The organism is Arthrobacter sp. NPDC058288, from assembly GCF_042880995.1.
In the GTDB taxonomy this organism is placed as follows: Bacteria; Actinomycetota; Actinomycetes; order Actinomycetales; family Micrococcaceae; genus Arthrobacter.
Window position 1 is genome coordinate 203,481 of record NZ_JBHVYH010000007.1, and the last position, 23,322, is coordinate 226,802.

19 protein-coding genes are annotated in these 23,322 nt (G+C 64.6%); all 19 read right to left on the minus strand.

From position 1 onward, the window contains the following. Positions 1 to 3: 3 nt before the first annotated feature. The 19 genes from ACFVWT_RS17840 to ACFVWT_RS17930 all read right to left on the minus strand — a co-directional run bounded on the left by ACFVWT_RS17840 (position 4) and on the right by ACFVWT_RS17930 (position 23,308). On the minus strand, positions 4 to 729 hold the full coding sequence (locus ACFVWT_RS17840) for an SDR family NAD(P)-dependent oxidoreductase (RefSeq protein ID WP_390250151.1): 726 nt from the start codon (positions 727 to 729) through the stop codon (positions 4 to 6). Further along, positions 730 to 4,287: a DNA polymerase III subunit alpha gene (dnaE, locus tag ACFVWT_RS17845; protein ID WP_390250153.1), complete on the minus strand. Its 3,558-nt coding sequence runs from the start codon at positions 4,285 to 4,287 to the stop codon at positions 730 to 732. A 36-nt stretch (positions 4,288 to 4,323) separates the two neighbouring features. Next, entirely contained in the window at positions 4,324 to 5,250 is a 927-nt protein-coding gene (locus ACFVWT_RS17850; RefSeq protein ID WP_390250155.1) for an RluA family pseudouridine synthase, read from the minus strand. Continuing rightward, complete coding sequence (gene lspA / locus ACFVWT_RS17855) at positions 5,243 to 5,809, minus strand: signal peptidase II (protein ID WP_390250157.1); 567 nt, start codon at positions 5,807 to 5,809, stop codon at positions 5,243 to 5,245. Before lspA ends, ACFVWT_RS17850 begins: the two co-directional genes overlap by 8 nt. A gap of 133 nt (positions 5,810 to 5,942) precedes the next feature. Beyond that, positions 5,943 to 6,641, minus strand: coding sequence for a DivIVA domain-containing protein (locus tag ACFVWT_RS17860; protein WP_390250159.1), 699 nt, complete (start codon positions 6,639 to 6,641; stop codon positions 5,943 to 5,945). A gap of 174 nt (positions 6,642 to 6,815) precedes the next feature. Further along, on the minus strand, positions 6,816 to 7,103 hold the full coding sequence (locus ACFVWT_RS17865; protein WP_043480470.1) for a YggT family protein: 288 nt from the start codon (positions 7,101 to 7,103) through the stop codon (positions 6,816 to 6,818). Between the two features lie 118 nt (positions 7,104 to 7,221). Beyond that, complete coding sequence (locus ACFVWT_RS17870; protein WP_390250161.1) at positions 7,222 to 7,758, minus strand: cell division protein SepF; 537 nt, start codon at positions 7,756 to 7,758, stop codon at positions 7,222 to 7,224. 88 nt (positions 7,759 to 7,846) lie between these two features. After that, the gene (locus ACFVWT_RS17875; RefSeq protein ID WP_390250163.1) at positions 7,847 to 8,593 is read right to left on the minus strand and encodes a YggS family pyridoxal phosphate-dependent enzyme; all 747 of its coding nucleotides are present in this window, start codon (positions 8,591 to 8,593) and stop codon (positions 7,847 to 7,849) included. Beyond that, on the minus strand, positions 8,586 to 9,293 hold the full coding sequence (locus ACFVWT_RS17880) for a polyphenol oxidase family protein (RefSeq protein ID WP_390250165.1): 708 nt from the start codon (positions 9,291 to 9,293) through the stop codon (positions 8,586 to 8,588). The genes ACFVWT_RS17875 and ACFVWT_RS17880 overlap by 8 nt, the downstream gene beginning before the upstream one ends. 46 nt (positions 9,294 to 9,339) lie before the next feature. Continuing rightward, a complete protein-coding gene (ftsZ, locus tag ACFVWT_RS17885; protein ID WP_390250167.1) occupies positions 9,340 to 10,563 on the minus strand; it encodes a cell division protein FtsZ in 1,224 nt (407 codons plus the stop codon). A gap of 272 nt (positions 10,564 to 10,835) precedes the next feature. After that, positions 10,836 to 11,720, minus strand: a complete 885-nt coding sequence (locus ACFVWT_RS17890; RefSeq protein WP_390250169.1) for a cell division protein FtsQ/DivIB — start codon at positions 11,718 to 11,720, stop codon at positions 10,836 to 10,838. Next, positions 11,713 to 13,116: a UDP-N-acetylmuramate--L-alanine ligase gene (gene murC / locus ACFVWT_RS17895; protein WP_390250171.1), complete on the minus strand. Its 1,404-nt coding sequence runs from the start codon at positions 13,114 to 13,116 to the stop codon at positions 11,713 to 11,715. Before murC ends, ACFVWT_RS17890 begins: the two co-directional genes overlap by 8 nt. After that, complete coding sequence (gene murG, locus ACFVWT_RS17900) at positions 13,113 to 14,213, minus strand: undecaprenyldiphospho-muramoylpentapeptide beta-N-acetylglucosaminyltransferase (RefSeq protein ID WP_390250173.1); 1,101 nt, start codon at positions 14,211 to 14,213, stop codon at positions 13,113 to 13,115. The genes murC and murG overlap by 4 nt, the downstream gene beginning before the upstream one ends. A gap of 6 nt (positions 14,214 to 14,219) precedes the next feature. Continuing rightward, on the minus strand, positions 14,220 to 15,602 hold the full coding sequence (ftsW, locus tag ACFVWT_RS17905; RefSeq protein WP_390250175.1) for a putative lipid II flippase FtsW: 1,383 nt from the start codon (positions 15,600 to 15,602) through the stop codon (positions 14,220 to 14,222). 2 nt (positions 15,603 to 15,604) lie between these two features. After that, positions 15,605 to 17,191: a UDP-N-acetylmuramoyl-L-alanine--D-glutamate ligase gene (murD, locus tag ACFVWT_RS17910; protein WP_390250177.1), complete on the minus strand. Its 1,587-nt coding sequence runs from the start codon at positions 17,189 to 17,191 to the stop codon at positions 15,605 to 15,607. Further along, the gene (mraY, locus tag ACFVWT_RS17915) at positions 17,188 to 18,297 is read right to left on the minus strand and encodes a phospho-N-acetylmuramoyl-pentapeptide-transferase (protein ID WP_209745993.1); all 1,110 of its coding nucleotides are present in this window, start codon (positions 18,295 to 18,297) and stop codon (positions 17,188 to 17,190) included. Before mraY ends, murD begins: the two co-directional genes overlap by 4 nt. Further along, entirely contained in the window at positions 18,294 to 19,769 is a 1,476-nt protein-coding gene (murF, locus tag ACFVWT_RS17920; protein ID WP_390250179.1) for a UDP-N-acetylmuramoyl-tripeptide--D-alanyl-D-alanine ligase, read from the minus strand. The genes mraY and murF overlap by 4 nt, the downstream gene beginning before the upstream one ends. A gap of 6 nt (positions 19,770 to 19,775) precedes the next feature. Continuing rightward, complete coding sequence (locus tag ACFVWT_RS17925) at positions 19,776 to 21,428, minus strand: UDP-N-acetylmuramoyl-L-alanyl-D-glutamate--2,6-diaminopimelate ligase (protein ID WP_390250181.1); 1,653 nt, start codon at positions 21,426 to 21,428, stop codon at positions 19,776 to 19,778. A 77-nt stretch (positions 21,429 to 21,505) separates the two neighbouring features. Continuing rightward, positions 21,506 to 23,308, minus strand: coding sequence for a peptidoglycan D,D-transpeptidase FtsI family protein (locus tag ACFVWT_RS17930; RefSeq protein ID WP_390250183.1), 1,803 nt, complete (start codon positions 23,306 to 23,308; stop codon positions 21,506 to 21,508). Positions 23,309 to 23,322 lie beyond the last annotated feature (14 nt).

Sequence of the window (23,322 nt, forward strand, 5' to 3'; positions counted from 1 at the left end):
GAGCTACCAGGGCAGGGACGCGGACGAGCCCAGCTCGAAGAACCGCGGGCCGGTGCCGCGGTGCTTGTTGAACTCGTGCAGGAGCTCCCTGGCCGCCGCTGCGGGCTCCTTTGACGCTCCTGGGCGTCCCATTCCGGTCTTTAGCGCCCCGGGATGGACGGACCATGCGTCCATTTCCGCGCCAAATTCCTCATGCAGGCTCAGCGTCAGCATGTTGAGCGCGGCCTTGCTCAGCCGGTAGCCATAGCTCGTCCCGAAGCCGGCGAATGCGCCCTCCGCGTGCAGTGATGCGGAACCCAGCCTGGATGACACGTTGACCACCAGCGGCCTGCGACCGCCTGGACCCGTCCGGAGCAGTCCGTCGAGGGACGCTTGGGTCACCCTGACGGCGCCCGCCACGTTGTTGTCCAGGAGCTGTGCGAGGGAGCCTGAATCAACTGAGGACAGCGTCTTCTGGCTGCTGCCCACCGCCGCATTGTTGACCACGACGTCGATGCTGGCTTCTGCAAGCACCTCGGCCACGTCTTCCGGGCACGAATGCGCAATGTCCCACTCCAGGAACCTCACACTTCCGCCTACCCTGGCTTCCGCTGCGAACCCCGGACGCACGATGCCGTACACCGTCCACTGTTCAGCCGTCAGGACGTCCGCCAGCGCGGCGCCGAAGCCCCGACCGGCACCGGAAATCACCGCTGTGCCCGGCACCGGCGTCACGGAACGTCCGGGCACCTAACTGTCCAGGCAGGTCGGTCCAAGGAGCACCTTCAGGTCGCCGAAGAGTGACGGACTCGGGTTGACCCGCAGGTGGACCGGAAGCGCCATCACTTCCACCCTGGTGTCCCCCTGCAGGTGCAGCCTGACTTCCGAATTGCCCCGGTGCGTCCTCAGCACGTCTCCGAGTTCCGTCACCACGGCCTCGGTGGCCTTGTGCGTCTGCATGGTGATCACCAACGGCCCGTTCAGCCCCTCGCTGAGGTCCGGGACTGACAGCTCCATGCAGTTCAGGGTAACGGCGCCGTCGTCGCGCCGCTGCAGCCGCCCCTTGACCACTACGATCAGGTCTTCGGCCAGAACCGACGCGATGGGACCGTAGACCTGGCCGAAGAACATGACCTCCATGGAACCGCCCAGGTCCTCGATTTCCGCCCGGGCGTAGGCATTGCCGCTGGCTTTCGCGATCCGCCGGCTGAGCGAGGTGATCATGCCCGCAATGGTGATGATGGCGCCGTCGTGCGGGCCGTCCTCCGCGATGATTGAAGTGATGGACTGGTCGGCGTGCTGGCTCAGCAGTCCTTCGAGGCCCTGGAGCGGGTGGTCCGAGACGTAGAGGCCCAGCATGTCGCGTTCGAAGGAGAGCTTGTCCTTTTTCTCCCATTCGGGAAGGTCCGGGATTTCGATGCTCAGGGACGCCTCGGATTCGGCTTCGTCGAAACCGGCGAAGAGGTCGAACTGACCGATCGCCTCGTTGCGCTTGAGCGTGATCACGGAGTCGATGGCTTCTTCATGGATCATGGCCAGCGCGCGCCGGTGGTGGTTCAGGGAGTCGAACGCGCCCGCCTTGATCAAGGATTCAATGGTGCGCTTGTTGCACACCACCGCAGGGACCTTCATGAGGTAGTCCTTGAAGGACGTGTAGGCGCCTTCTTTTTCGCGCGCCGCCACCATGGCTTCCACGGCGTTCACGCCGACGTTGCGGATAGCGCCCATGCCGAAGCGGATGTCGTTGCCCACAGGGGTGAAGTTAAGGGCTGACTCATTGACGTCGGGCGGCAGTACCGTGATGCCCATGCGCCGGCATTCGTTGAGGTAGATCGCCGACTTATCCTTGTCATCGCCCACGGAGGTCAGCAGTGCGGCCATGTACTCCGGCGCGTAGTGCGCTTTGAGGTATGCGGTCCAGTAGGAGATCACGCCATACGCGGCCGAGTGCGCCTTGTTGAAGGCGTAGTCGGAGAACGGGAGCAGGATGTCCCAGAGTGTTTTCACGGCTTCCATGGAGTAGCCGTTGTCCTGCATGCCCTGGGAGAAGCCGGCGAACTGCTTGTCGAGCTCTGATTTCTTCTTCTTGCCCATGGCGCGGCGGAGGATGTCTGCCTGGCCCAGGGAATAGCCGGCGAGCTTCTGCGCCACGGCCATCACCTGCTCCTGGTAGACGATCAGCCCGTAGGTACCGCCCAGGATTTCCGAGAGCGGCTCCTCAAGCTCCGGGTGGATCGGAATGACCTCCTGGATCTTGTTCTTGCGCAGCGCGTAGTCAGTGTGTGCGTTGGCGCCCATGGGACCCGGCCGGTAGAGGGCCAGGACCGCGGAGATGTCTTCGAAGTTGTCAGGCTTCATCAGCTTGAGGAGGGACCGCATGGGGCCGCCGTCGAGCTGGAATACGCCCAGGGTGTCGCCCCGGGCCAGAAGCTCGTAGGACGCGGTGTCGTCCAGCTCCAGGGTTTCGAGGTCGAGATCGATGCCGCGGTTCATCTTGATGTTTTCGAGGGCGTCCGAAATGATCGTCAGGTTTCGAAGGCCCAGGAAGTCCATCTTGATCAAGCCGAGTCCTTCGGACGTCGGGTAATCGAACTGCGTGATGACCTGGCCGTCCTGGAAACGGCGCATGATCGGAATCACGTCGATGATGGGGTCCGAGGACATGATCACGCCGGCGGCGTGCACGCCCCACTGTCGTTTCAGGCCTTCAATGCCCAGTGCCGTTTCGAAGACCTTGGCCGCCTCCGGGTCGGTGCTGATCAGCTGGCGGAAGTCACCGGCCTCGCTGTAGCGCTTGGCTTCCTTGTTCTGGATGTCGGCCAGCGGAATGTCTTTGGCCATCACGGCCGGCGGCAGCGCCTTCGTCAGCGTTTCACCCATGCTGAACGGGTAACCCAGCACGCGCGAGGAATCCTTCAATGCCTGCTTGGTCTTGATGGTTCCGTAGGTGACGATCATGGCGACACGCTCGTCACCGTACTTTCGCGTGACGTAGTCAATGACTTCGGAGCGGCGCCGGTCATCGAAGTCGACGTCGAAGTCAGGCATGGAAACGCGGTCCGGGTTGAGGAAGCGTTCGAAGATCAGACCGTGGTGGAGCGGATCCAGGTCGGTGATGCGCATGGCGTAAGCGACCATGGAGCCTGCACCCGAGCCACGTCCGGGACCCACCCGAATGCCGTTGTTCTTGGCCCAGTTGATGAAGTCGGCCACCACGAGGAAGTAGCCAGGGAAGCCCATCGATGTAATGACTTCCAACTCGTAGTCGGCCTGCTTGCGGACCTTGTCCGGAATTCCCTGTGGATAGCGGTAATGGAGTCCCTTGTCGACTTCCTTGACGAGCCAGGACGTCTCGTCCTCCCCCTCGGGGCACGGGAACCGCGGCATGTAGTTAGCGCCGGTGTTGAAGGAGACTTCGCAGCGCTCGGCGATCAGGAGGGTGTTGTCGCAGGCCTCGGGGTGGTCGCGGAACAGTTCACGCATTTCCTGCGGCGACTTCAGGTAGTAGCCGCTGCCGGAGAACGCGAACCGGGAACCGCCGTTGTCGTAGGTGGGCTCCAGGAGGGTGGAACCGGACTGGATGGCCAGCAGGGCCTCATGTGCCTTCGCGTCGTGCTCGTGCGTGTAGTGAAGGTCGTTGGTGGCCACCAGCGGAAGGTTCAGGTCCTTGGCCAGGCGCAGCAGGTCGCCGGTGACCCGCCGCTCGATGTCCAGGCCGTGGTCCATCAGTTCGCAGAAGTAGTTCTCCGCGCCGAAGATGTCGCGGAACTCCGCCGCTGCCTCCAGTGCTTCACGGTACTGTCCCAGCCGGAGCCGGGTCTGGACCTCTCCCGACGGGCAGCCGGTGGTGGCGATAAGCCCTTCCGAGTAGGTGTTCAGCAGCTCACGGTCCAGCCGGGGCCATTTGCCGAAGACCGAGTCCAGCGACGCGATCGACGAGGCCCGGAACAGGTTACGCATGCCCACGTTGTTGTAGCTCAGCAGGGTCATGTGCGTGTAGGAACCACCGCCGGAGACGTCGTCCTTACGCTGGTTTTCCTCGCCCCACCGGACGCGGCTCTTGTCACCACGGGCGGTCCCGGGAGTCACATAGGCTTCGACGCCGATGATCGGCTTGATGCCCTTGTCGGTGGCCTTGCGCCAGAAATCGAAGGCACCGAAAAGATAGCCGTGGTCGGTTGTGGCCAGGGCGGGCATCCCCAGGCGTTCGGTTTCGTCGAACAACTCCCCCAGGCGGGCCGCCCCATCCAGCATGGAGTATTCGGTATGGGTGTGCAGGTGGACGAACGAGTCATTGCTGGAAGTCACCGGACCATTCTAGTGCCGCGCAGCGACAGTTCCGGCTTAGGCCTCCCCGGAGGCCAGAACTTCGAGCGCGTATGCAAGATCCTGAGGGTAATCGCTGGTCACCGTCACGCGCTCCCCCGTCCTGGGGCTGTCGAACCCAAGCTGGCGGGCGTGGAGCCATTGCCTGGTCAGGCCAAGCGTCGCGGCGAGCCGCGGATCCGCCCCGTAGGTCAGGTCGCCCGCGCAGGGGTGGCGCAGGGCGGAGAAGTGGACACGGATCTGGTGGGTCCGGCCGGTTTCAAGGTGCACCTCAACGAGGGAAGCCTTGCCGAAGGCCTCAAGGACTTCGTAGTGGGTGACGGACTCGCGGCCGTCTTCAATGACGGCGAAGCGCCAGTCGTGGCCCGGGTGGCGGCCGATTGGCGCGTCGATCGTACCCGCGAGGGGATCCGGCAGCCCCTGGACCACCGCGTGGTACACCTTGTCCACGGTGCGCTCCTTGAAGGCACGCTTGAGCGCCGTATAGGCGCGTTCCGATTTGGCGACCACCATGGCGCCGGAGGTGCCGACGTCGAGGCGGTGCACAATGCCCGCACGTTCGGGGGCCCCCGACGTCGAGATCCGGTAACCCAGCCCGGCCAGTCCCCCCACCACTGTGGGCCCTACCCATCCCGGGGACGGGTGAGCGGCCACGCCCACTGGCTTGTCGATGACCACGAAGTCCTCGTCGTCCAAGAGTACTTTCAGGCCTTCCACAACTTCCTCCACGACTTCCAGGGGGTCCCGCCGTTCGGGGACCACAACCTCCAGCACGGTGCCGGAGGCGAGCTTCAGGGACTTGCCCACGGCCTTTCCCCCGGAGCTGACGTTGCCCTCGGCGATCAGGGTTGCCGCCTGCGATCGGGATATCCCCATCAGCCTGGCAAGGCCCGCATCGACGCGCGTGCCGGCAAGTTCCTCGGGAACGGTAAGTTTCTCAGGCATCCTGGCCCTCCGCCGACTTCTGGAGCCGTGAACCGTCAAGGGATATGCCCCGCAGCGTCAGCAGGCAGATGATGACGACGGCGGAGACAACAGCCGAATCGGCGATATTGAAAATGGCGAAATTCGGCAGCTGGATGAAGTCCACCACGTGCCCCATGGCGAACGACGGTTCCCGGAACAGGCGGTCAGTGAGGTTCCCCAGGGCGCCGCCAAGAAGCAGGCCCAAAGCCAGGGCCCACCATGCCGAACCCAGTTTGCGCAGCTGCAGGAGAATGGCAATCGACACGGCGGCCATGATGATGGTGAAGACCCACGTCACGTTCTCGCCAATCGAGAAGGCTGCTCCGGAGTTACGGATGTAGTACCAGTGCAGCACCGGGGGGAGCACTGGGATACGTTCTCCCTCCACCATGGTGCTTGTCACCCAGAGCTTGGTGAGCTGGTCGAAGACGTAGGCGAAAACAGCGAAGCCGGCGAAGAGCGCCAGCAGGACCGCCTTACGCGGCCGGGCTTGAGTCGTTGCTGGCTGCGCTGCGGCAGGTGCTGTTTCGTCAGTCATAGAGCTTTCATTCAAGAGCCTGTACCGGGACAGGAGGGAGGTTGCTGGTGCCCGCCATGTGCCGCACGGGTGGCGGTTAATGGCAAAAGCCGGCGGCCGAGGAGTCCTCAGCCACCGGCTTTCAGAATACTTGCTAAACGGCGGGGCTGCCGTCGCCAACCTCGGGCGCAGCCACGGAACCGCGGGCGTCCAGGTCGCGGAGCTGGCCTTCGATGTAGGCCTTCAGGCGTGAACGGTAGTCGCGCTCGAAACCGCGCAGCTGCTCCACCTTGCGTTCCAGGACGGACCGCTGCTGCTCCAGGGCACCGAGGATCTTGCGGGACTTTTCCTGCGCGTCGTTGACCAGGCTGCTGGCTTCGATCTGCGCCTCGGCGATGATCTTGTCCTTCTGCTGCTGGCCGTCGGCGACGTGCTTGTCGTGCATCTGCTGCGCCATGGCCAGCAGACCGGCGGCGGACTCCGCCGTCGGGTTGACCGCAGCGGGGGCAGCCGCGGCGGGAACCGGAGCGAGTGCCGTTGCCGGCTCGGGAGCCTTCTTCTTGGCTTCAGCAGCCTTGGCCTCGGCTTCCGCCTTGGCCCGGGACTCGTCCTTTTCAGCCTTGACCGGGGCGGGGACCTTCTCCACCACCGGCGCCGCTGCTGCGGAGCTGGCGGGCGTGCCTGAGCCGCTCTCGGCGAGCTTCTTGCGAAGCTCGTCGTTCTCTTGGTTCAGGCGGCGCAGTTCGACGACGATTTCGTCCAGGAAGTCGTCAACTTCGTCCTGGTCGTAGCCTTCGCGGAACTTGGTCGGCTGAAAGCGCTTGTTGACAACGTCTTCTGGCGTCAAAGCCATCTGGTCACCTCGTTGGTCTAGTTAGTCAGTAGGCCTTCCGGCCGTCAAAACTACGGTACCTAAATATGGTCTGGTTCCTCTAATTCAACACTGAGGTGTCAAACCGGAGATTCTACGCGATGCCGTGGATGGCGGTTTCCCGCCCTGTCAGTGCGCCGCAAGCTGTAATGAAAATTACGCGAGATTCTTCACGATTGCCATAGCCACGCTGATAGCGATGAACAACAGCAAAAAGCCGAGATCCAGCGATATACCGCCCAGTCGCAAGGGCGGTATAAGGCGCCTCAGCACCTTGAGCGGCGGATCCGTGACGGAGTAGACAGTGTGGGCCGCCACCAGAGCGGCGCCCCTTGGCCTCCATTCACGGGCAAACATCTGTACCCAGTCGTAGACCAGTCGGATGATCAATGCCACAAATACGAATAATAAAGCGATATAGACAAGTCCGAAAACAATTCCCATGAGCTAACTCATATCTCCATGTTCATTCCGGATACCGCAGTGTCCTGTTGCCGTTCTTATCTATTTCAGCACAGATGCCAGACAGGTCGCCTGCCTGGCATCCGTTCGGGTCCCGCTGCTAGCTCTGGTTGAAGAAGCTGGCCTGTGTCTCGCTGACCTTCTTGTCGTCGCCGATGACCTCCACGTACGACGGCGAGAGCAGGAACACCTTGTTGGTGACCCGCTCGATGCTGCCGCGGAGGCCGAAGACCAGCCCTGCGGAGAAGTCGACCAGGCGTTTGGCATCGGCTTCGCCCATGTCCGTGACGTTCATGATGACGGGGATTCCGTCACGGAAGCTTTCGCCGATCAGTTTGGCGTCATTGTAGGACCGCGGGTGGATCGTGGTGATCTGGCGAAGTCCGGTGGTCTCTTCGCGGCTCGAGGCCGCGCGCTTGATAGGTGTCACAGGTGCGCGATATTCCTCTTCGGCGGCGTGTGGAGTCGGAGTTTCACGGGCGACCTCGCGGACGGGCGCCGGCGCCCGGCGTTCCTCGCGGTCATGCTCCATTGAATCGTCCTCGTCCTTGTGCGGTGTGTGGTGCTCAGACTCGTAGTGTTCATCGCCATCGGCGAGCCCAAGATAGATCATTGTCTTGCGCAGAGCGCCAGCCATGGTCGACTCCTAATCGTGTCCGTAAGCGGGCCGCTGAGTTGACTTGACAGCATTGGAATCCCCGCCATTCTCTTCCAATACTTTGACGCTACCGCAACGCAGGACGCGAACCCAATATATCCGACCCTATTCTCAGGTGTGTCGCACCCGCTCTGATGGCGGCTTCCAGATCCTGGCTCATGCCGGCGGAAATCCCCGTAGCCGAAGGGTGGTCCTTGAGCAGCTGGGCCGATATTTCCGCCAGCTTGCCGAAGGCCGCATCAGGGTCCGATCCCAGGGGAGCAACGGCCATGACGCCGGCTAGAACAAGCCCCGGCGATCCAGCCAACTGGTCCGCCAGCGCGGGAACTTCCAGCCGGCTGGCACCGCCCCGGTGGCTTCCGGCGTCATCGTCGAGGCTTACTTGGATAAAGCACTCAAGCGGGGACCTGCCGGTCCGTTCCTGTTCCGTGGCAATCGACTTGGCCAAGGCAGCTGCCAGTTGCGGCCGGTCCACGGAATGGATGGCATGGGCATACCGGACGACGGACTTCGCTTTGTTGCTCTGCAGCTGACCGACGAAGTGCCACCGGAGTCCAAGATCACTCAGGGCGGCAGCCTTCTCGGAGGCCTCCTGGTCACGGTTCTCCCCCACATCGGTGACACCCAATGCTGCCAGCCTGCGCACATCCTCGGCAGGGTGGAACTTGGTGACAACGATCAGCTCCGGCGGGTTGTCCGGACGGCCCGCAGCTTCCGTCGCGGTCGCAATCCTGCGCCGGACTGCAGCAAGGCGCGCCTGGATATCGATCAGGCGGGGGTCATCAGGTGCCGTCACGTCGAAGGGTTCACTCACTGATCCACACCAATCCGGCGAACCGGCCCGTGTCCGGGTTCGCGCGGTAGGAGAACAGATCTTCGTTTTCGAGGGTGCAGGGTCCGGAATACTCCACGGTGACACCGTGGGCCTCAAGCTGGCTGCGCGCTCCGGCCGGAAGGTCAAGCCCGGGGGTGCCCCGGGATGTTATTGACCAGGTCGCCGGAACAGCCGAGGCCACATCGGCCCTCATGTCTTCAGGCACTTCGTAGCAGGATCCGCAGATTGAGGGCCCAATCCAGGCCCGGATGTCCTCCGCCCCCTCGGCGCGCATGCGCGCCAGGGTTGCCGGAATGACGCCGCTGGCCACACCGGGGCGGCCTGCGTGGGCCACAGCCAGGATCGGATTTCCCCCTGGTGCCACCCCGGCCAGGACCACCGGGATGCAGTCCGCCACCATGACGGCGAGCGGGCGGCCGGAGGACACCATGGCGTCCGCGGTGGGGCCGCCGCGCGCGGGGCTGTCCGTCGCTTCACCGATATAGGCCACTTCGTTGCCGTGAACCTGGTTCATGTACTGGAAGGTACCCGCGGGCAGGCCGATTTCGGCCTCCAGGAGACCTCGCCGGCGAAGGACTTCGGCCGGATCGTCTCCCACATGGAGGGCGAGGTTGCCGGCCCCGGCGTCAGTGAATGCCACCCAGACGCCGGGCCGGACTTCGTTTCGCCACCAAAACAATCAAAACACCGCTAACTGACGAGCTGACAAAACGTCCCCGCAACGCCTACTTGAGGAAGTCGGGGACATCCAGGTCGTCCGAGCGGCTGCCGGACAGGTCCGGCTCCACAACGGAAGGAAGGTCGACGTCGAACCCCGAGTCGGCGGGGACCGCCGAGGGACGCTGCTGACCCCAGTTGCTCAGGCCCGAAGCGCCGATGCCGGCGTGGACCGGCTGGACGTGCTGTGCCGGTGCCTGCGCAGGTGCAGGAGCCGAGGCGGGCGCGGCCGGACGCTGGGGAGCCGCCTGCGGCTGGGACTGGTCCATCGACGGTGAGGTGGCTTTGACGTCGTCAAAGCCTGCTGCGATGACTGTCACGCGGGCCTCGTCGCCAAGGGCGTCATCGATGACGGCGCCGAAGATGATGTTGGCTTCCGGGTGGGCAACTTCCTGCACCAGGCGCGCCGCCTCGTTGATCTCGAAGAGCCCGAGGTCAGAGCCGCCCTGGATGGACAGCAGGACGCCGTGGGCGCCGTCAATCGAGGCTTCGAGGAGGGGCGATGCGATGGCGAGTTCCGCGGCCTTGACGGCGCGGTCCTCACCACGGGCCGAACCGATGCCCATAAGGGCGGAACCGGCACCCTGCATCACGGACTTGACGTCCGCGAAGTCAAGGTTGATCAGGCCCGGGGTGGTGATCAGGTCGGTGATGCCCTGGACACCGGACAGCAGGACCTGGTCGGCGGAGCGGAAGGCGTCCAGTACGGAGACATTGCGGTCGCTGATTGACAGGAGGCGGTCGTTGGGGATCACGATCAGGGTGTCGACCTCGTCGCGGAGGGCGTCAATGCCCGCCTCGGCGGAACCTGCACGACGGCGGCCCTCAAAGGTGAACGGACGCGTGACGACGCCAATGGTGAGGGCGCCGAGCGAGCGCGCGATGCGGGCAACCACGGGGGCACCGCCGGTGCCGGTGCCGCCGCCCTCGCCGGCAGTCACGAAGACCATGTCCGCGCCGCGGATGACCTCTTCGATCTCGTCGGCGTGGTCCTCGGCCGCCTGCTTGCCGACCTCCGGGTTTGCACCGGCCCCGAGACCACGCGTCAGCTCGCGGCCCACGTCAAGTTTGACGTCGGCGTCGCTCATGAGCAGAGCCTGGGCATCGGTGTTAATTGCGATGAATTCGACACCGCGGAGACCGACTTCGATCATGCGGTTGACTGCGTTCACGCCACCGCCGCCGATGCCGACGACCTTGATGACGGCCAAGTAATTCTGCGGAGCTGCCACGTTACGTGTCCCTTGTTCGTGTCCTATTGCGAAAACTGATGGAGTCCTGCTTGAAGCTTCTAACCTTAACCTTCGACTTGAGGGTTATAGTTATGTCAAGTAACTCATGCTGTGACGCTATTTCCTATGCCTGAGACATTCAATGACCTGCTCCGCGTGTCGTAGGAATACCCGCTAAATAGAGCGGAAATCGCCTGCGACCACGCAGCCGGTGCGCTGGTTCCCCGGCGCGGCTGAATGTTCGTCCCGGTGTTGTCCCGGGGGCTCGCCCACTATCGTGTCACGGGATGCCGCGGCACGCTGACATCGTAGACCTGAACGGGGTTTTTGGGGTTGGCGGGCGCCTTCAGCAGGGCGGCCAGCACCTTGGCTTTGAGCTCCTTCTCCCCCGCATTGCCCCAGACGATGGTCTGGCCGTCCACAAGCTTGAGTTCGACGGCGTCAACGGATTTCGCCGACGCATCGGACAACCTGGCGAGTACATCGGCGGGCAGGGCGGCCAGCACGCCCGTGATGGCCTTGAAAAGATCCTTGCCGATCACTCCGGCTCCGCCGTCGATCACCGGCAGCTGGATGCTGCCCGGGTCCTGGGTTGTGCCGAGCTGCACGCCGTCGACGTCGACCAGCTGGAACACGTCCCCCTGCTTCACCAGGGCGACGGGTGTGCGTTCCTGGATATGCACCACCAAAACCGACGGTGGCCGCGCCTCCGTGGCCACTTCCTTCACCTGGACGAGGGGCTGCAGCAGCTGCTTGACCTCGTCGTCATTCACCTGCGGCAACGGTTTGCCGTGCAACGGCTTCAGCGCCTCCTGGACCTGCGAAGGAGTCAGCATTTTGGTGCCGTCCACCGAGACCGTCTGCACGGCGAACACCGGCGAGTAGACGGCTGCCGCCAGCATCCCCGCCACCAGCGCCGCAACAATGCACGCGGCCAGGATGATATTTCGCCGGATCTGCCTGCCCTTGGGCTCCGGGAAAGACAGCACGTTATCGGTGGCGGGGGTGGGACGGGGGGCTCCTTCAGCCGCGGGTGCGGCCTTGGAGGCGGAGATGACGTCCGCGCGTCCGCTGACCGGGCCGGTCTTTTCCTGGGTGGCCTTTCCCTGGGTGGCAGTCGACCCGGTCTTATAGGTCGGCCGGCGCGTACTAGCCACCCGGCGCCTCCGCCAGCAGTGCCTCCACAATCAGCGGACCGTAGGCCGTGACGTCGCCCGCTCCGGCCGTCAGCACAATGTCCCCGGCGGCCGCGTTGGCCACGACGGCCCGGACGGCGTCTTCGGCGGCCACCAGCTGGCCGGCCTCCGAAAGCCGGTCACCGATCAGCTTGCTGCTGACCCCGGGAATCGGATCCTCGCGGGCCGGATAGATGTCCAGGACCAAGGCGGTGTCAGCGGCGTTGAGCGCCTCGGCGAACTCCGCCGCAAACTCCCTTGTGCGGGAAAAGAGGTGGGGCTGGAAAAGCACGTGCACCTTATGGTCCCCGGCCACGGAACGTGCCGCAGCCAGCGCTGCCCGGACTTCCGTCGGGTGGTGCGCGTAGTCGTCGTAAACCCGTACTCCCCGGCCTTCTCCCTTGAACTCAAAGCGGCGTGAAGCTCCGGAGAAATGTGCCAGGGCGGCGGATGCCGTGTCGGGTGCCACGCCAAGTTCCAGGGCCACGGCAAATGCTGCCGCAGCGTTGAGCGCATTGTGGCGTCCGGGAACCTGGAGGTCCAGCGCAAACCTTCCCGCGCCGGTGGACACCGACACGTCTCCTGGACCGCCGTCGTGCAGCCGCAGCTGTGCGTCTTCAGCAGTGCCGTACGTCATCACCCTGGTGTTGCCCCGTGCCTTTGTCCGCTCCGCCAGCGCGCGGGCGCCGGGATCATCGGCACAGGCCACCAGAACGCCGTCGGCCGGTAGCAGTTCCGTGAAGCGGTCGAAGGACTCGTAGACCGCTTCGGCGGTGCCGTAGTAGTCAAGGTGGTCAGGTTCCACGTTGGTGACAACCGCAATCTGCGGACGGTAGTTGAGGAAAGACCCGTCGGATTCGTCGGCCTCGGCAACAAAGATGTCCGACGTGCCGCTGGCGGCGTTCACCCCGAGGGAAGGGACGTTGGCCCCGATGGCAAAGGTGGGATCAAGGCCGGCACCCTGCAGCAACACCGTGACCATGGACGTCGTTGTGGACTTCCCGTGGGTGCCGGCCACAGTGACCACGCGGTCGCCCGCCATGGCCGCCGCCAGCGCCTCCGAGCGGTGCAGCACGGGCAGACCGGCGGCACGCGCGGCCTGGAGTTCCGGGTTGTCCGCGCGGATGGCGGAGCCGGCCACCACGGCCTCTGCCGCGCCCAGATTGCCCGCGGAATAGCCGACGTGGATCCCTGCGCCGGCGGCAGCAAGGTCTGCCATGACCGGAAGGTCTTTCGCGTCGGAGCCCGTCACCGGCACGCCGCGGGCAACCATGATCCGGGCCACTGCGGACATTCCCACCCCGCCAATGCCGATGAAATGCACGCGGCCCAAAGATTCCAGGCTCTGCCCGGCCGTGCCTGCTGTGGACGTGGTCATTTGCTTACCGCTTCCAGGACCAGATCGGCCATGCGGCGATCTGCGTTTCGGATACCGAGGGCTTCAGAGCTGGCCGCCATTTTCGCCAGCCGGGCAGGATCTGAGAGCAGCGGGATGATTTCCCTGCTGACCCATTCAGGCGTGAACGATTCATCGTCAACCATCAGCGCCCCGCCCGCTTCCACCGGACCGGCAGCGTTGAGGGCCTGTTCGCCGTTGCCGATCGGGAGCGGAACGAACACGGCCGGGACGCCCACGGCAGCGGTCTCGCAGACCGTGGCCGCTCCTGCCCGACCCAGCAGCAGGTCGGCGGCCGCATAGACGTTCTCCATCCCGTCGACATACTCCACCTGGCGGTAGCCGTTTGCGGCGAGGGGTTTGCCTTCACCGTCAAGGACCGACTTGCCCTTTCCGGTGATGTGCAGGGTCTGGATCCCGGCGCTGGCCAGTGCTTCCACGGACGCGGCAATCGTCCTATTGATGCTCTGCGCCCCGGATGAGCCGCCGGTGACAATAAGCGCGGGCATCTGCTGGTCCAGTCCCAGCAGCTCACGTGCAGCGTGCCGGGAACCAGCGCGATCCAGCCCGGACACTTCCCTGCGCATCGGCATGCCGACGTGGCGGGCCCCGCGCAGCTTCGTCCCGGCGAAGGCGACGCCGACGTGCTGGCTGAACCGGGCACCCACTTTGTTTGCCAGGCCGGCCCTGGTGTTGGCTTCGTGGATGACAATGGGAATTCTTCGCCGCCGTGCGGCGAGGTACAGCGGGGTACAGACGTAACCGCCGACGCCGACCAGGACGTCCGCATGGGCGTCGTCGAGGATCTTTCCGGCCTGCTTCACAGCGCCGGCCAGCCGTGCCGGCAGCCGCAGGAGATCCAGCGACGGTCGGCGGGGAAACGGTACGCGGCTGATGGTGGCCAGCTCGAGGCCGGCCGCGGGGACCAGCCTGGTTTCCATTCCGCCGGGCGTTCCCACGGCCAGGAGGCGAACGTCCGGACGCACGTCCCGCAACGCGGCCGCGATGGCCAGCAGCGGACTGATGTGCCCGGCTGTCCCGCCGCCTGCAAGGACTACTGACAAAGACTCGGCATTCATTAAGTGCTATTTACGCTTTCGTGTGGGGTGCGGGCGGCCGCCCTTGGTGCGGAACTTGAGCAGCCGCTTGGGCTGCAGGCTTGGTGCCATCTGTTCCCGGGCCAACGACAACACTACGCCGACGGCACACAGCGACATCAGCAACGCCGAGCCGCCATAGGAAATGAACGGCAGCGGCACGCCGATGACGGGGACCAGTCCGGTGACCACGGACATGTTGACGGTGGCCTGGCCGAGCAGCCACACCATGATGGTCCCCGCAAGGACGCGGTGGAAGAGGTCCTCCTGCGCCACCACAACGCGGTAGATCGCGGCACCCAGGATGGCAAAGAGGATCAGCACGACGACGGTGCCCACCAGCCCGAGTTCCTCGCCGATGATCGCAAAGATGAAGTCGTTGTGGGCTTCCGGGATCCAACTGTACTTCTGCCTGCTTTGGCCCAGTCCGACCCCCAGCCACCCGCCGGAGGCAAGGCCGTACAGGCCGTTGGTTGACTGGTAGTTGGCGTCGATGCCTTCGCCGCAGGAGTTTCCGGTCCACCACGACGTGATCCGGCACATCCGGTTGGAGCTTGTCACAGCCATGAACCCGGCCCCGGCCACGGCCACCAGGGCTGCAATGCCGAACATATACAGGGGGACGCCGGCAAAGAACAGTGCAGCGGCCATGATCATCATGATGATCATGCCAGTTCCGAGGTCGTTCCCGGCCAGGACCAGTCCGATGATGCCAGCGGCAGCAGGAAGGACCGGAACCACCACGTGCTGCCAGCGGTGGAGCAGTTTGGCTTTCACCGCCAGCACTGTGGCCATCCACAGGGCCAGGGCAAGCTTTGCCGCCTCTGACGGCTGGAAGGTGATGCCGCCGAACTCAATCCAGTTCTGGTTGCCGTTGGTACTGGTGCCGATCAGGAGGACGAGGACCAGGAGAACATAGGCCCCCGCGATCCCCGGCCACGCCAGGCGCTTGAGCCAGACCACGTTGACGCGCGAGAGGACGAACATGAGGAAGACCCCGATGGCGGCGAACATGCCCTGCTTGAGCGCTGCCGTGTACGGCGACTCCCCCGCTGCAATCGCTTCAACGCTGGACGCGGACAGCACCATCATGATGCCGATGGCCGTCAGTGCGAGGGTGGCCCCCAGGATCAGGTAGTACGTGGAACCGTTGCGTGACTTTCCGGTCCCTTCCAGCTTCGCCCAGAAGCTCCGGTACCAGCCGCGAAGCCGGGCCAGCGGCGGCACGTGGCCGGTCCCTGCAGTCCCCGGGGCCCGGGTTTTTGGCGCTGACGGCTTGGTGCCTGCCGCCTTTCCGGTCCGCGAAGCCGGCGGGAGCGGGGTTGCGCCCCGCTGCCTGGCAGCCGGGGCACGGGTGGGCGTGCTGACCATTGTTACTCCTCGCCGGTCTGAGCCTGCCCTTCCACGAGCCCGCGGACAGCTTCAATGAAGGCGTCGCCACGGTGAGCGTAGGAAGAGAACTGATCCATGGAAGCAGCCGCCGGGGCCATGAGCACAGTGTCTCCCGGAGAAGCCAGCTGTGCCGCTGCGGCGACGGCCTGGGCCATCACAGTTTCCCCGTAAATCGGCGAGGGCACTGTGCCGGCGCCACCCGTCCCGGCAGACTGCACATTTTCAGTGTCACCCTTCGTGCGCCCGATCACGGGGACATCCGGTGCGTGTCGCTTCAGGGCGTCCGAGAGCGCGGTGGTGTCCGCTCCGATCAGGACTACGGCCTTCAGCCGAGGCGCCTGCTCCTGGACCAGCTCGTCATAGCTCACGCCTTTGGAGAGCCCGCCCGCGATCCAGATGACATTGGTGAACGCGGCCAGCGATGCCGCGGCAGCATGAGGGTTCGTCGCTTTGGAGTCGTTGATCCACAGCACATCGTTGTGCCGGGCCACAAGCTGGATGCGGTGTTCTCCGGGAATATAGTTCTTCAGTCCCTGGCGTACCGCCTGCGGTTCCACACCGTAAGCCCGGACCAGCGCCGCCGCTGCCAGGGCGTTGGCCACCATGTGGCGCGGGGCAACCGGGCCGAGGTCCGCCATCGCGGCAAGCTCGGCAGCACTGTCCTTGCGCTCTGGGATGAAGGCACGGTCCACCAGGAGGCCCTCCACCACGCCGAGCATGCTGATGGCCGGAGTCAACGTGGTGAACCCGACCGCCCGGCAGCCTTCCACGACGTCCGCATTCTCCACCATGCGTTCGGTTTCGATCTGCTCGGCGTTGTAGATGCAGGCCTTCTGCGTCTGCTCATAGACCTTCGCCTTGTCGGCCAGGTACGAAGCGTAGGACCCGTGCCAGTCCACGTGGTCCTCAGCAACGTTGAGGCACACACTTGCGACCGGAGAAACGGAATGGCTCCAGTGCAGCTGAAAGCTTGAAAGTTCGACTGCAAGGACGTCGTATTCAACCGGGTCACGCAGGGCGTCGAGGATGGGCGTTCCCACGTTTCCCACGGCAATGGCCTTGAGACCGGCCGCCTGCAGCATGGACTCCGTGAGGCCCACGGTTGTGGTCTTCCCGTTCGTTCCGGTGATGGTCAGCCAGTCCGCGGTCTTGCGGCCCTGGCGTTCGCGCACGCGCCACGCGAGTTCCACATCGCCCCAGACCGGGATGTGGGTCCGGGCGGCCGCCGCGAGAAGGGCCTGGTCCGGACGCCACCCCGGCGAGGTCACAATCAGTTCCGGTTTCAGGCCGTCAATTTTCGGGACCGAGTGCACGGCGTCCTCGCCGAGGAGGACATCCACGGCACCCACGATCTTCAGGGTGTCCGCCTGGGCCCGCGCTGTGGCACTGGTGGCCGCGTCAACCACCACAACCCGGGCACCGAGTTCGATCAGGGTGTCTGCGGCGGCGAAGCCGGACACGCCGATTCCCGTCACGACCACCCTGAGGCCGGCCCAGTCCGAGTCCCATGTCACCAGGTTCTCGAGCCGGGGAGACGTTGCCAGCGGCGAAGGTATAGGGCTGCTCATAGCAGGACCACCCATTCTGCGTAGAAGATGCCCAGACCCGCTGCGACGAAGAGGCCGCCCAGGATCCAGAACCGGACCACCACGGTGACTTCCGCCCAGCCCTTGAGTTCAAAGTGGTGCTGAAGCGGTGCCATTTTGAAGAATCGCTTGCCCTTGGTGATCTTGAAGTAGCCCACCTGGATGATCACCGAGAGGGTGATGAGGACGAAGAGGCCGCCGATGAAGGCGAGCAGCAGTTCGGTCCGGGACAGGATGGCGAAGCCTGCGACGGCTCCGCCAATGGCCAGCGATCCGGTATCTCCCATGAAGATTTTCGCCGGGGACGTGTTCCACCAGAGGAAGCCGACCAGGGCAGCGCTCAGGATCGCGGCGAGCAGCGCCAGGTCCAGCGGGTCGCGTACGGAATAGCAGCCGCCACCCGTCTGCCGCGGCGAACCGCACGCCTGGTTGCTCTGCCAGATGCCCATCAGTGTGTAGGCACCGAACACCATTACCGAGGCCCCGGCGGCGAGCCCGTCCAGGCCGTCGGTGAGGTTCACGCCATTGGTGGCAGCCGTCACGATCAGGTTGGACCACAGTACGAACAGGATGGCGCCGAGGACGGTACCGCCGAAAGCAAGGTTCAGCCACGGGATGTCCCGCACCAGGGAGATCTGGGTCGAAGCGGGGGTCACACCGTCGGCGTTGGGAAAGTTCAAGGCCAGGACGGCGAAGATGATGCCGACGGCGCCCTGCAATACCAGTTTGGCTTTGGCATTCAGGCCAAGGCTGCGCTGCTTGGAAATCTTGATGAAGTCGTCCAGGAATCCCACCAGGCCCATTCCAACCATGAGGAACAGGAGCAGGAGCGCGGAGGCCGACGGCCCGGGTGACCTTGGATTCATCATCCACATGATGAGGTGGGTGAGCGCGTAGCTCAGCAGGACCGCGAAGACCACCACGGTGCCGCCCATGGTGGGGGTGCCGCGCTTGGTGTGGTGCGATGTGGGACCGTCGTCGCGGATGAACTGGCCGTAGCTCTTCCGCACCAGTAGACGGATGAACAGCGGAGTTCCCACCAATGCAAACAGCAGGGCCAGGCCAGCGCCGATCAGTAGTGCAATCACAGCGACTCGCTCCCTTCATTGGCGGTTGCTCGGACTTGTGGGGGTAATGCTATCCGATCACCCAAATGCCTCAGGCCCACACTGTTCGAGGACTTGAAGAGGACAAGATCGCCAGGTTCCAGCTCACGTTGGAGGAGATCGTAAGCCTCGTCGGCCGACTCCGTGAAGACGCACTCGTCGCCCCAGGAGCCTTCGTTCACGGCGGAGACATAGAGCGAACGCGCCTCGCGACCAACCACCACCAGGCGGGAAATGTTGAGCCGCACTACCTGCGTGCCCACTGCCATGTGCTCCCGAATCGACTCGTCGCCCAATTCCAGCATGGCCCCCAGCACGGCCCAGGTCCGGCGTCCGCGGCCCAGGTCCGCCAGAGTCCGCAGCGCGGCCCGCATCGATTCAGGGTTGGCGTTGTAGGCATCATTGATGATGGTCACGCCGTCAGGCCGCTCGGTGCGTTCCATCCGCCAGCGGCTGGCCGCCGTTTGTGTGCTGAGGGAGGCCGCGATCCGTCCACCGCTAACGCCGGCAGCGTAGCCGGCGCCGGCGGCTGCCAGGAGGTTGGTCACGTGGTGCGCACCGATGAGGCGGCTGCCTACGTGGTGTCCTGCGGCTTCGCCGGGGAAGAAAAGTTCGAACTCGGGATTTCCGGCCGGGTTCGTTTCGACGTGGACGGCGCGCAGAACGGCATCCGGGACGTCGTCGGCCGCCTGCGCCGAGAAGCCCAGGACGTTCGCCGTGGTCCTGCTCCTCATCGCGGCAACACGGCCGTCATCGAGGTTGATGACGGCTGTCCCGCTGTCCGGGAGGGCCTCAAGCAACTCGCCCTTGGCAACGGCGATGTTGTCCACACCGCCGAATTCGCCGGCATGGGCGGTCCCGATGCCCAGGACCACTCCAATCGAGGGCCGGACCATGTCCGCGAGATAGCGGATGTGGCCGATCCCGGTGGCGCCCATCTCGATCACCAGGTAGCGGGTGTCGAATCCGGCTTGGAAAACAGTGAGCGGCACACCCACCTCGCCGTTATAGGAGCCCTGGGGTGAGACCGTGTTTCCCTCGGCACAGAGGATTCCGGCGAGGAGGTCCTTGGTGGTGGTTTTGCCGGCGGAGCCGGTGATGCCGATGACGGTGAATTCCATACCCTCAGCCTCACGGCGGGCACGGATCCGGCGCACTGATTCGGCGGCCAGTGCGCCCATGGCAAGGACCGCGTCCTTCACCACGACGGCGGGATACGGGGTGCCGCTACCGTCGGTGACGTCCCGTTCCACCAGGGCCAGGACAGCGCCGCGTTCAAAGGCTGCGCCGATGAAGTCGTGGCCGTCAGCGCTTTCGCCGGGCTTGGCCACATAGAGGGATCCCTCCGTGGCTTCCCGGGAATCAGTGACCACTGCCGAGGGCGTGATGGTCGGATCGGCGGCAAGGCGGCCGTCTGTAATTTCGGCAATTTCCGCCGCAGTAAATGCAATCATCTCGGTCTAGGACTCTATCCGCTCGTCATTCAGAACGGTGAATCCGCGGGCTGTCAAGGCCTCGCGGAGCTCCACCCTGTCATCGAGCGCCAGGTTGACGCCTTTGACTTCCTGCCAGACTTCGTGGCCGCGCCCGGCCACCAGGATCGTGTCCTGCGGTTGCGCCATCTTGACGGCCTCCCGGATCGCCACGTCCCGCGGGTATGATTCCAGGATTGTGCAGCCAAGGCCGCCGGATTCCTTCGCCTCACGCGCGCCGGCCAGGACGTCCGCACGGATGTCGGCGGCGTCCTCGTCATGGGGATCGTCATCGCTGATGATCACCACGTCCGCAAGCCGCGCAGCGATGGCCCCCATGGCCGGGCGTTTGCCCTGGTCACGCTGTCCGGTGGCGCCGAAGACCACAATCACCCTCGAACCGGGCTCGGACGAGCGCACCGCTTCCAGCGCACGCTGCAGGGAATCCGGGTTGTGGGCAAAATCGACGACGGCGGCCGGCGCCGTGGAGACCAGTTGCATGCGACCCGGAACGGCAACGGTGAACGGATCAGCCTCGTCCAGGGCAGCCTGCAGCGCGGCCGGTTCGACCCCGCTGGCCAGGACCATAACGGTCGCCAGGGCGGCGTTGGAAACGTTGAAGCTTCCCGGCAGCCCCGTGTGTACACGAAGTTCGCTGCCCTCACGGTGCCGCAGCCGGAACTGCGTGCCAAGTCCCCGGGGGGCGGCGGCCGTGACTGTCCAGTCAGCAGCCGGCACCGCGGAATCGTGGCCTCCGGCGGTAGCCAGGGTAGTGACCGGAATCCCTGCCGTGTCAGCCAGGCGACGTCCCCACTCGTCGTCTACGGTGATCACGGCCGACTTGGCGTGCCGGGCCGTGAAGAGCCGGGCCTTGGTCTGGAAATATTCGTCCATGGTCCCGTGGAGGTCCAGGTGGTCCTGGGTGAGGTTGGTGAACCCGGCAACGTCGAACTGGACCCCGTCGACGCGGTGGAACGATACTGCGTGCGAGGAGACCTCCATCGACGCAGCGTCCAGGCCGCGTTCGCGCATCAGGGCCAGCAGTGCGTGGAGGTCGGTGGATTCCGGCGTGGTCAGCAGGCTGGGAATCGGTTCACCGCCCGCCAGGATCTCGATGGTGCCGATCAGGCCGGTCCTTCGGCCCAACGCCTGCAGGAGCGCATTGATGAAGTACGTCGTGGTGGTTTTGCCGTTGGTGCCGGTGACACCGAACAGCGACGGCGATGTTCCGCTTTCCGGCCGGCTCTGGTAGATCAGTGCCGCCAGGCCGCCCACAGCGCTGCGGGGTTCTTGAACCACCAGGACCGGCACGGGAGTGTCCGTTGACAACGCAAGCAGCCTCGCGCCGTCGTCGTCCGTCACGACGGCGACGGCACCCGCCTCGACGGCCTGCGACACGAAATCCGCTCCATGCCTGGTAGCGCCGGGCAGGGCGACATAAAGATCGCCGGGCTGGACAGTCCTCGAGTTCAGTGAAATCCCGGTGACCGGGATGGAGCTGGATGCGCCGGGCACGACGACGCCGACAGACTCGCCGATGGTGCCAAGGGGCACCTCGGCAACGGCGGTCGGCCGGAACCCGGATCCCGGAACCGTGCCGCTCGTTGTATCGGTTCTGCCTGGGGCATGGTGCTCTGACAACTGGATCTCCGTTGGTGCTAGTGGATCACACCGGGCGTAGGGGATGTTCCCCTCTTACCTACGATGCTGTGGACGTGCTACTTGACGTATTGGGGCAGCCTGACCGGCTCGCCCGTCGATGGCGGAACGTTGTAGGTCCGCAGCGCCTGGCTCATCACGGAGCGGAAAACCGGACCGTTGGTGATTCCGTAGATACTGCCTTTGGGACGCTGCAGGACAACTTCAACAATAAACCGCGGATCGTCCATCGGCGCCATCCCCACCATGGAGGCCGTGTAGCCGCAGTACCCGGACTTGCCGTCGTCGCACGGTGATTCGGAAGTTCCCGTCTTGGCGCCGACGCGGTAGCCGTCGATGGCCGCGTCCTTGATCTGGCCTTCGGTCACTGCGCTCTCAAGGATGTCCCGCACCTGTTTCGCCGTTTCCTTTGACACAATTTGCCGGCTTTCCTTCGCCGGGACCTTCTCCTCGGTTCCGTCCGGGCTGATGTAGCTGTCGATCAGGCGCGGCTGCAGCATCACTCCGTCGTTGGCAATCGACTGGTAGGCACGGACGGTCTGCAGCGTGGATTGCGAAACGCCCTGTCCGAAGAGGACGGTGTACTCCTGGCGGCCGTCCCACTGGTCGGCCGGCGTGAGGATGCCGCTCGCTTCGGCGGGAAGACCGATGTCCGGGGCTTCGCCGATCCCGAATTTCTGCAGCCAGTCGTGGCGCTGCTCCTTGGTGAGGCGCTGGCCCGCCATTACCGTTCCCGTGTTCATGGACCAGCCCAGGATGCCGGCCAGGGTCCGTTCCTCAGTTCCGTGATCGAACGAGTCAGTAAAGACCTGGCCGTCCACAACGTAAGACGGCGGGATGGTGAAATGGTCCAACGGGCTGGACTTGCCTTCTTCAATGACGGAAGCGGCTGTGATCATCTTTTCCACGGAACCTGGCTCGTAGGCAGCCGTCACCGAACGAACGCCGCGGTCCTTGGCTGCCACCTTTCCGGGGTCGTTGGGATCCGGGGCGTTGGTGTCCGCCATGGCGATGATGTTACCGGTCTTGATGTCCTGGACAATGATGACGCCCCATTCGGCGCTCAGCTTGTCCGACTGGTTCTGGATGGCCTGCTGGGCAAAATACTGCAGGTCCGAGTTGAGGGTGAGCCGGATGTCCTTGCCGTCGACAGCGGGCGTCAGTTCGTCCACACCGACGGGGATTCGCAGGCCGTCGGCACCGATCTCAAAGAGCCGCTTGCCGGGAGTTCCCTTGAGGACTGCATCCTGGGTCTGCTCCAGCCCTGCCTGGCCCGATGTTCCGTCCTGCAGGAAGCCGACGATACCGCCGGCTACGGAACCGTTGGGGTAGACGCGCTTGCTGGTGCCGACGGTGACGATTCCCGGAATCTGCAGCTTGGAAATCCGGTCCTCCATATCGGGCTTGAGGTCCTTCGCCACGATGTAGTAGGGCTTCTCCCCCGTCAGGGCGTCCTTGACGTCAGCCGGATCCTGCCCCAAGACTGTTGCCAACTCCTGGATGCCCTTATCCCTGGAAACCGTGACGAGCTGTTCCTTGTCGCCGACCGTGTCCAGCCGCTTGAACGACTCCGTCTTCGTGTTGACGCGCTGGTCCACCACCACGTTGTAGCGGATGACGCTGTTTGCCAAAACCGTTCCGTTCGCGTCCAGGATGCTGCCGCGCTCGGCAGGGAGCTCTATTGGCGTGAGGCGGTTATTCAGCGCGGCCTCGGCCATCCCGCCGATGTCCAGCCCCTGGACCATAAACAGCTTTCCGCCGACCACCAGCAGCAGCGCCAGCATGATGCCCAGGCCGAGGCGGAGCCTCCTGGTGGCGTTGGGCACTTTTGCGGTTGTCTTCTTGCCGGTGCTCTTCGCCACGGTGAGTCCTTGCT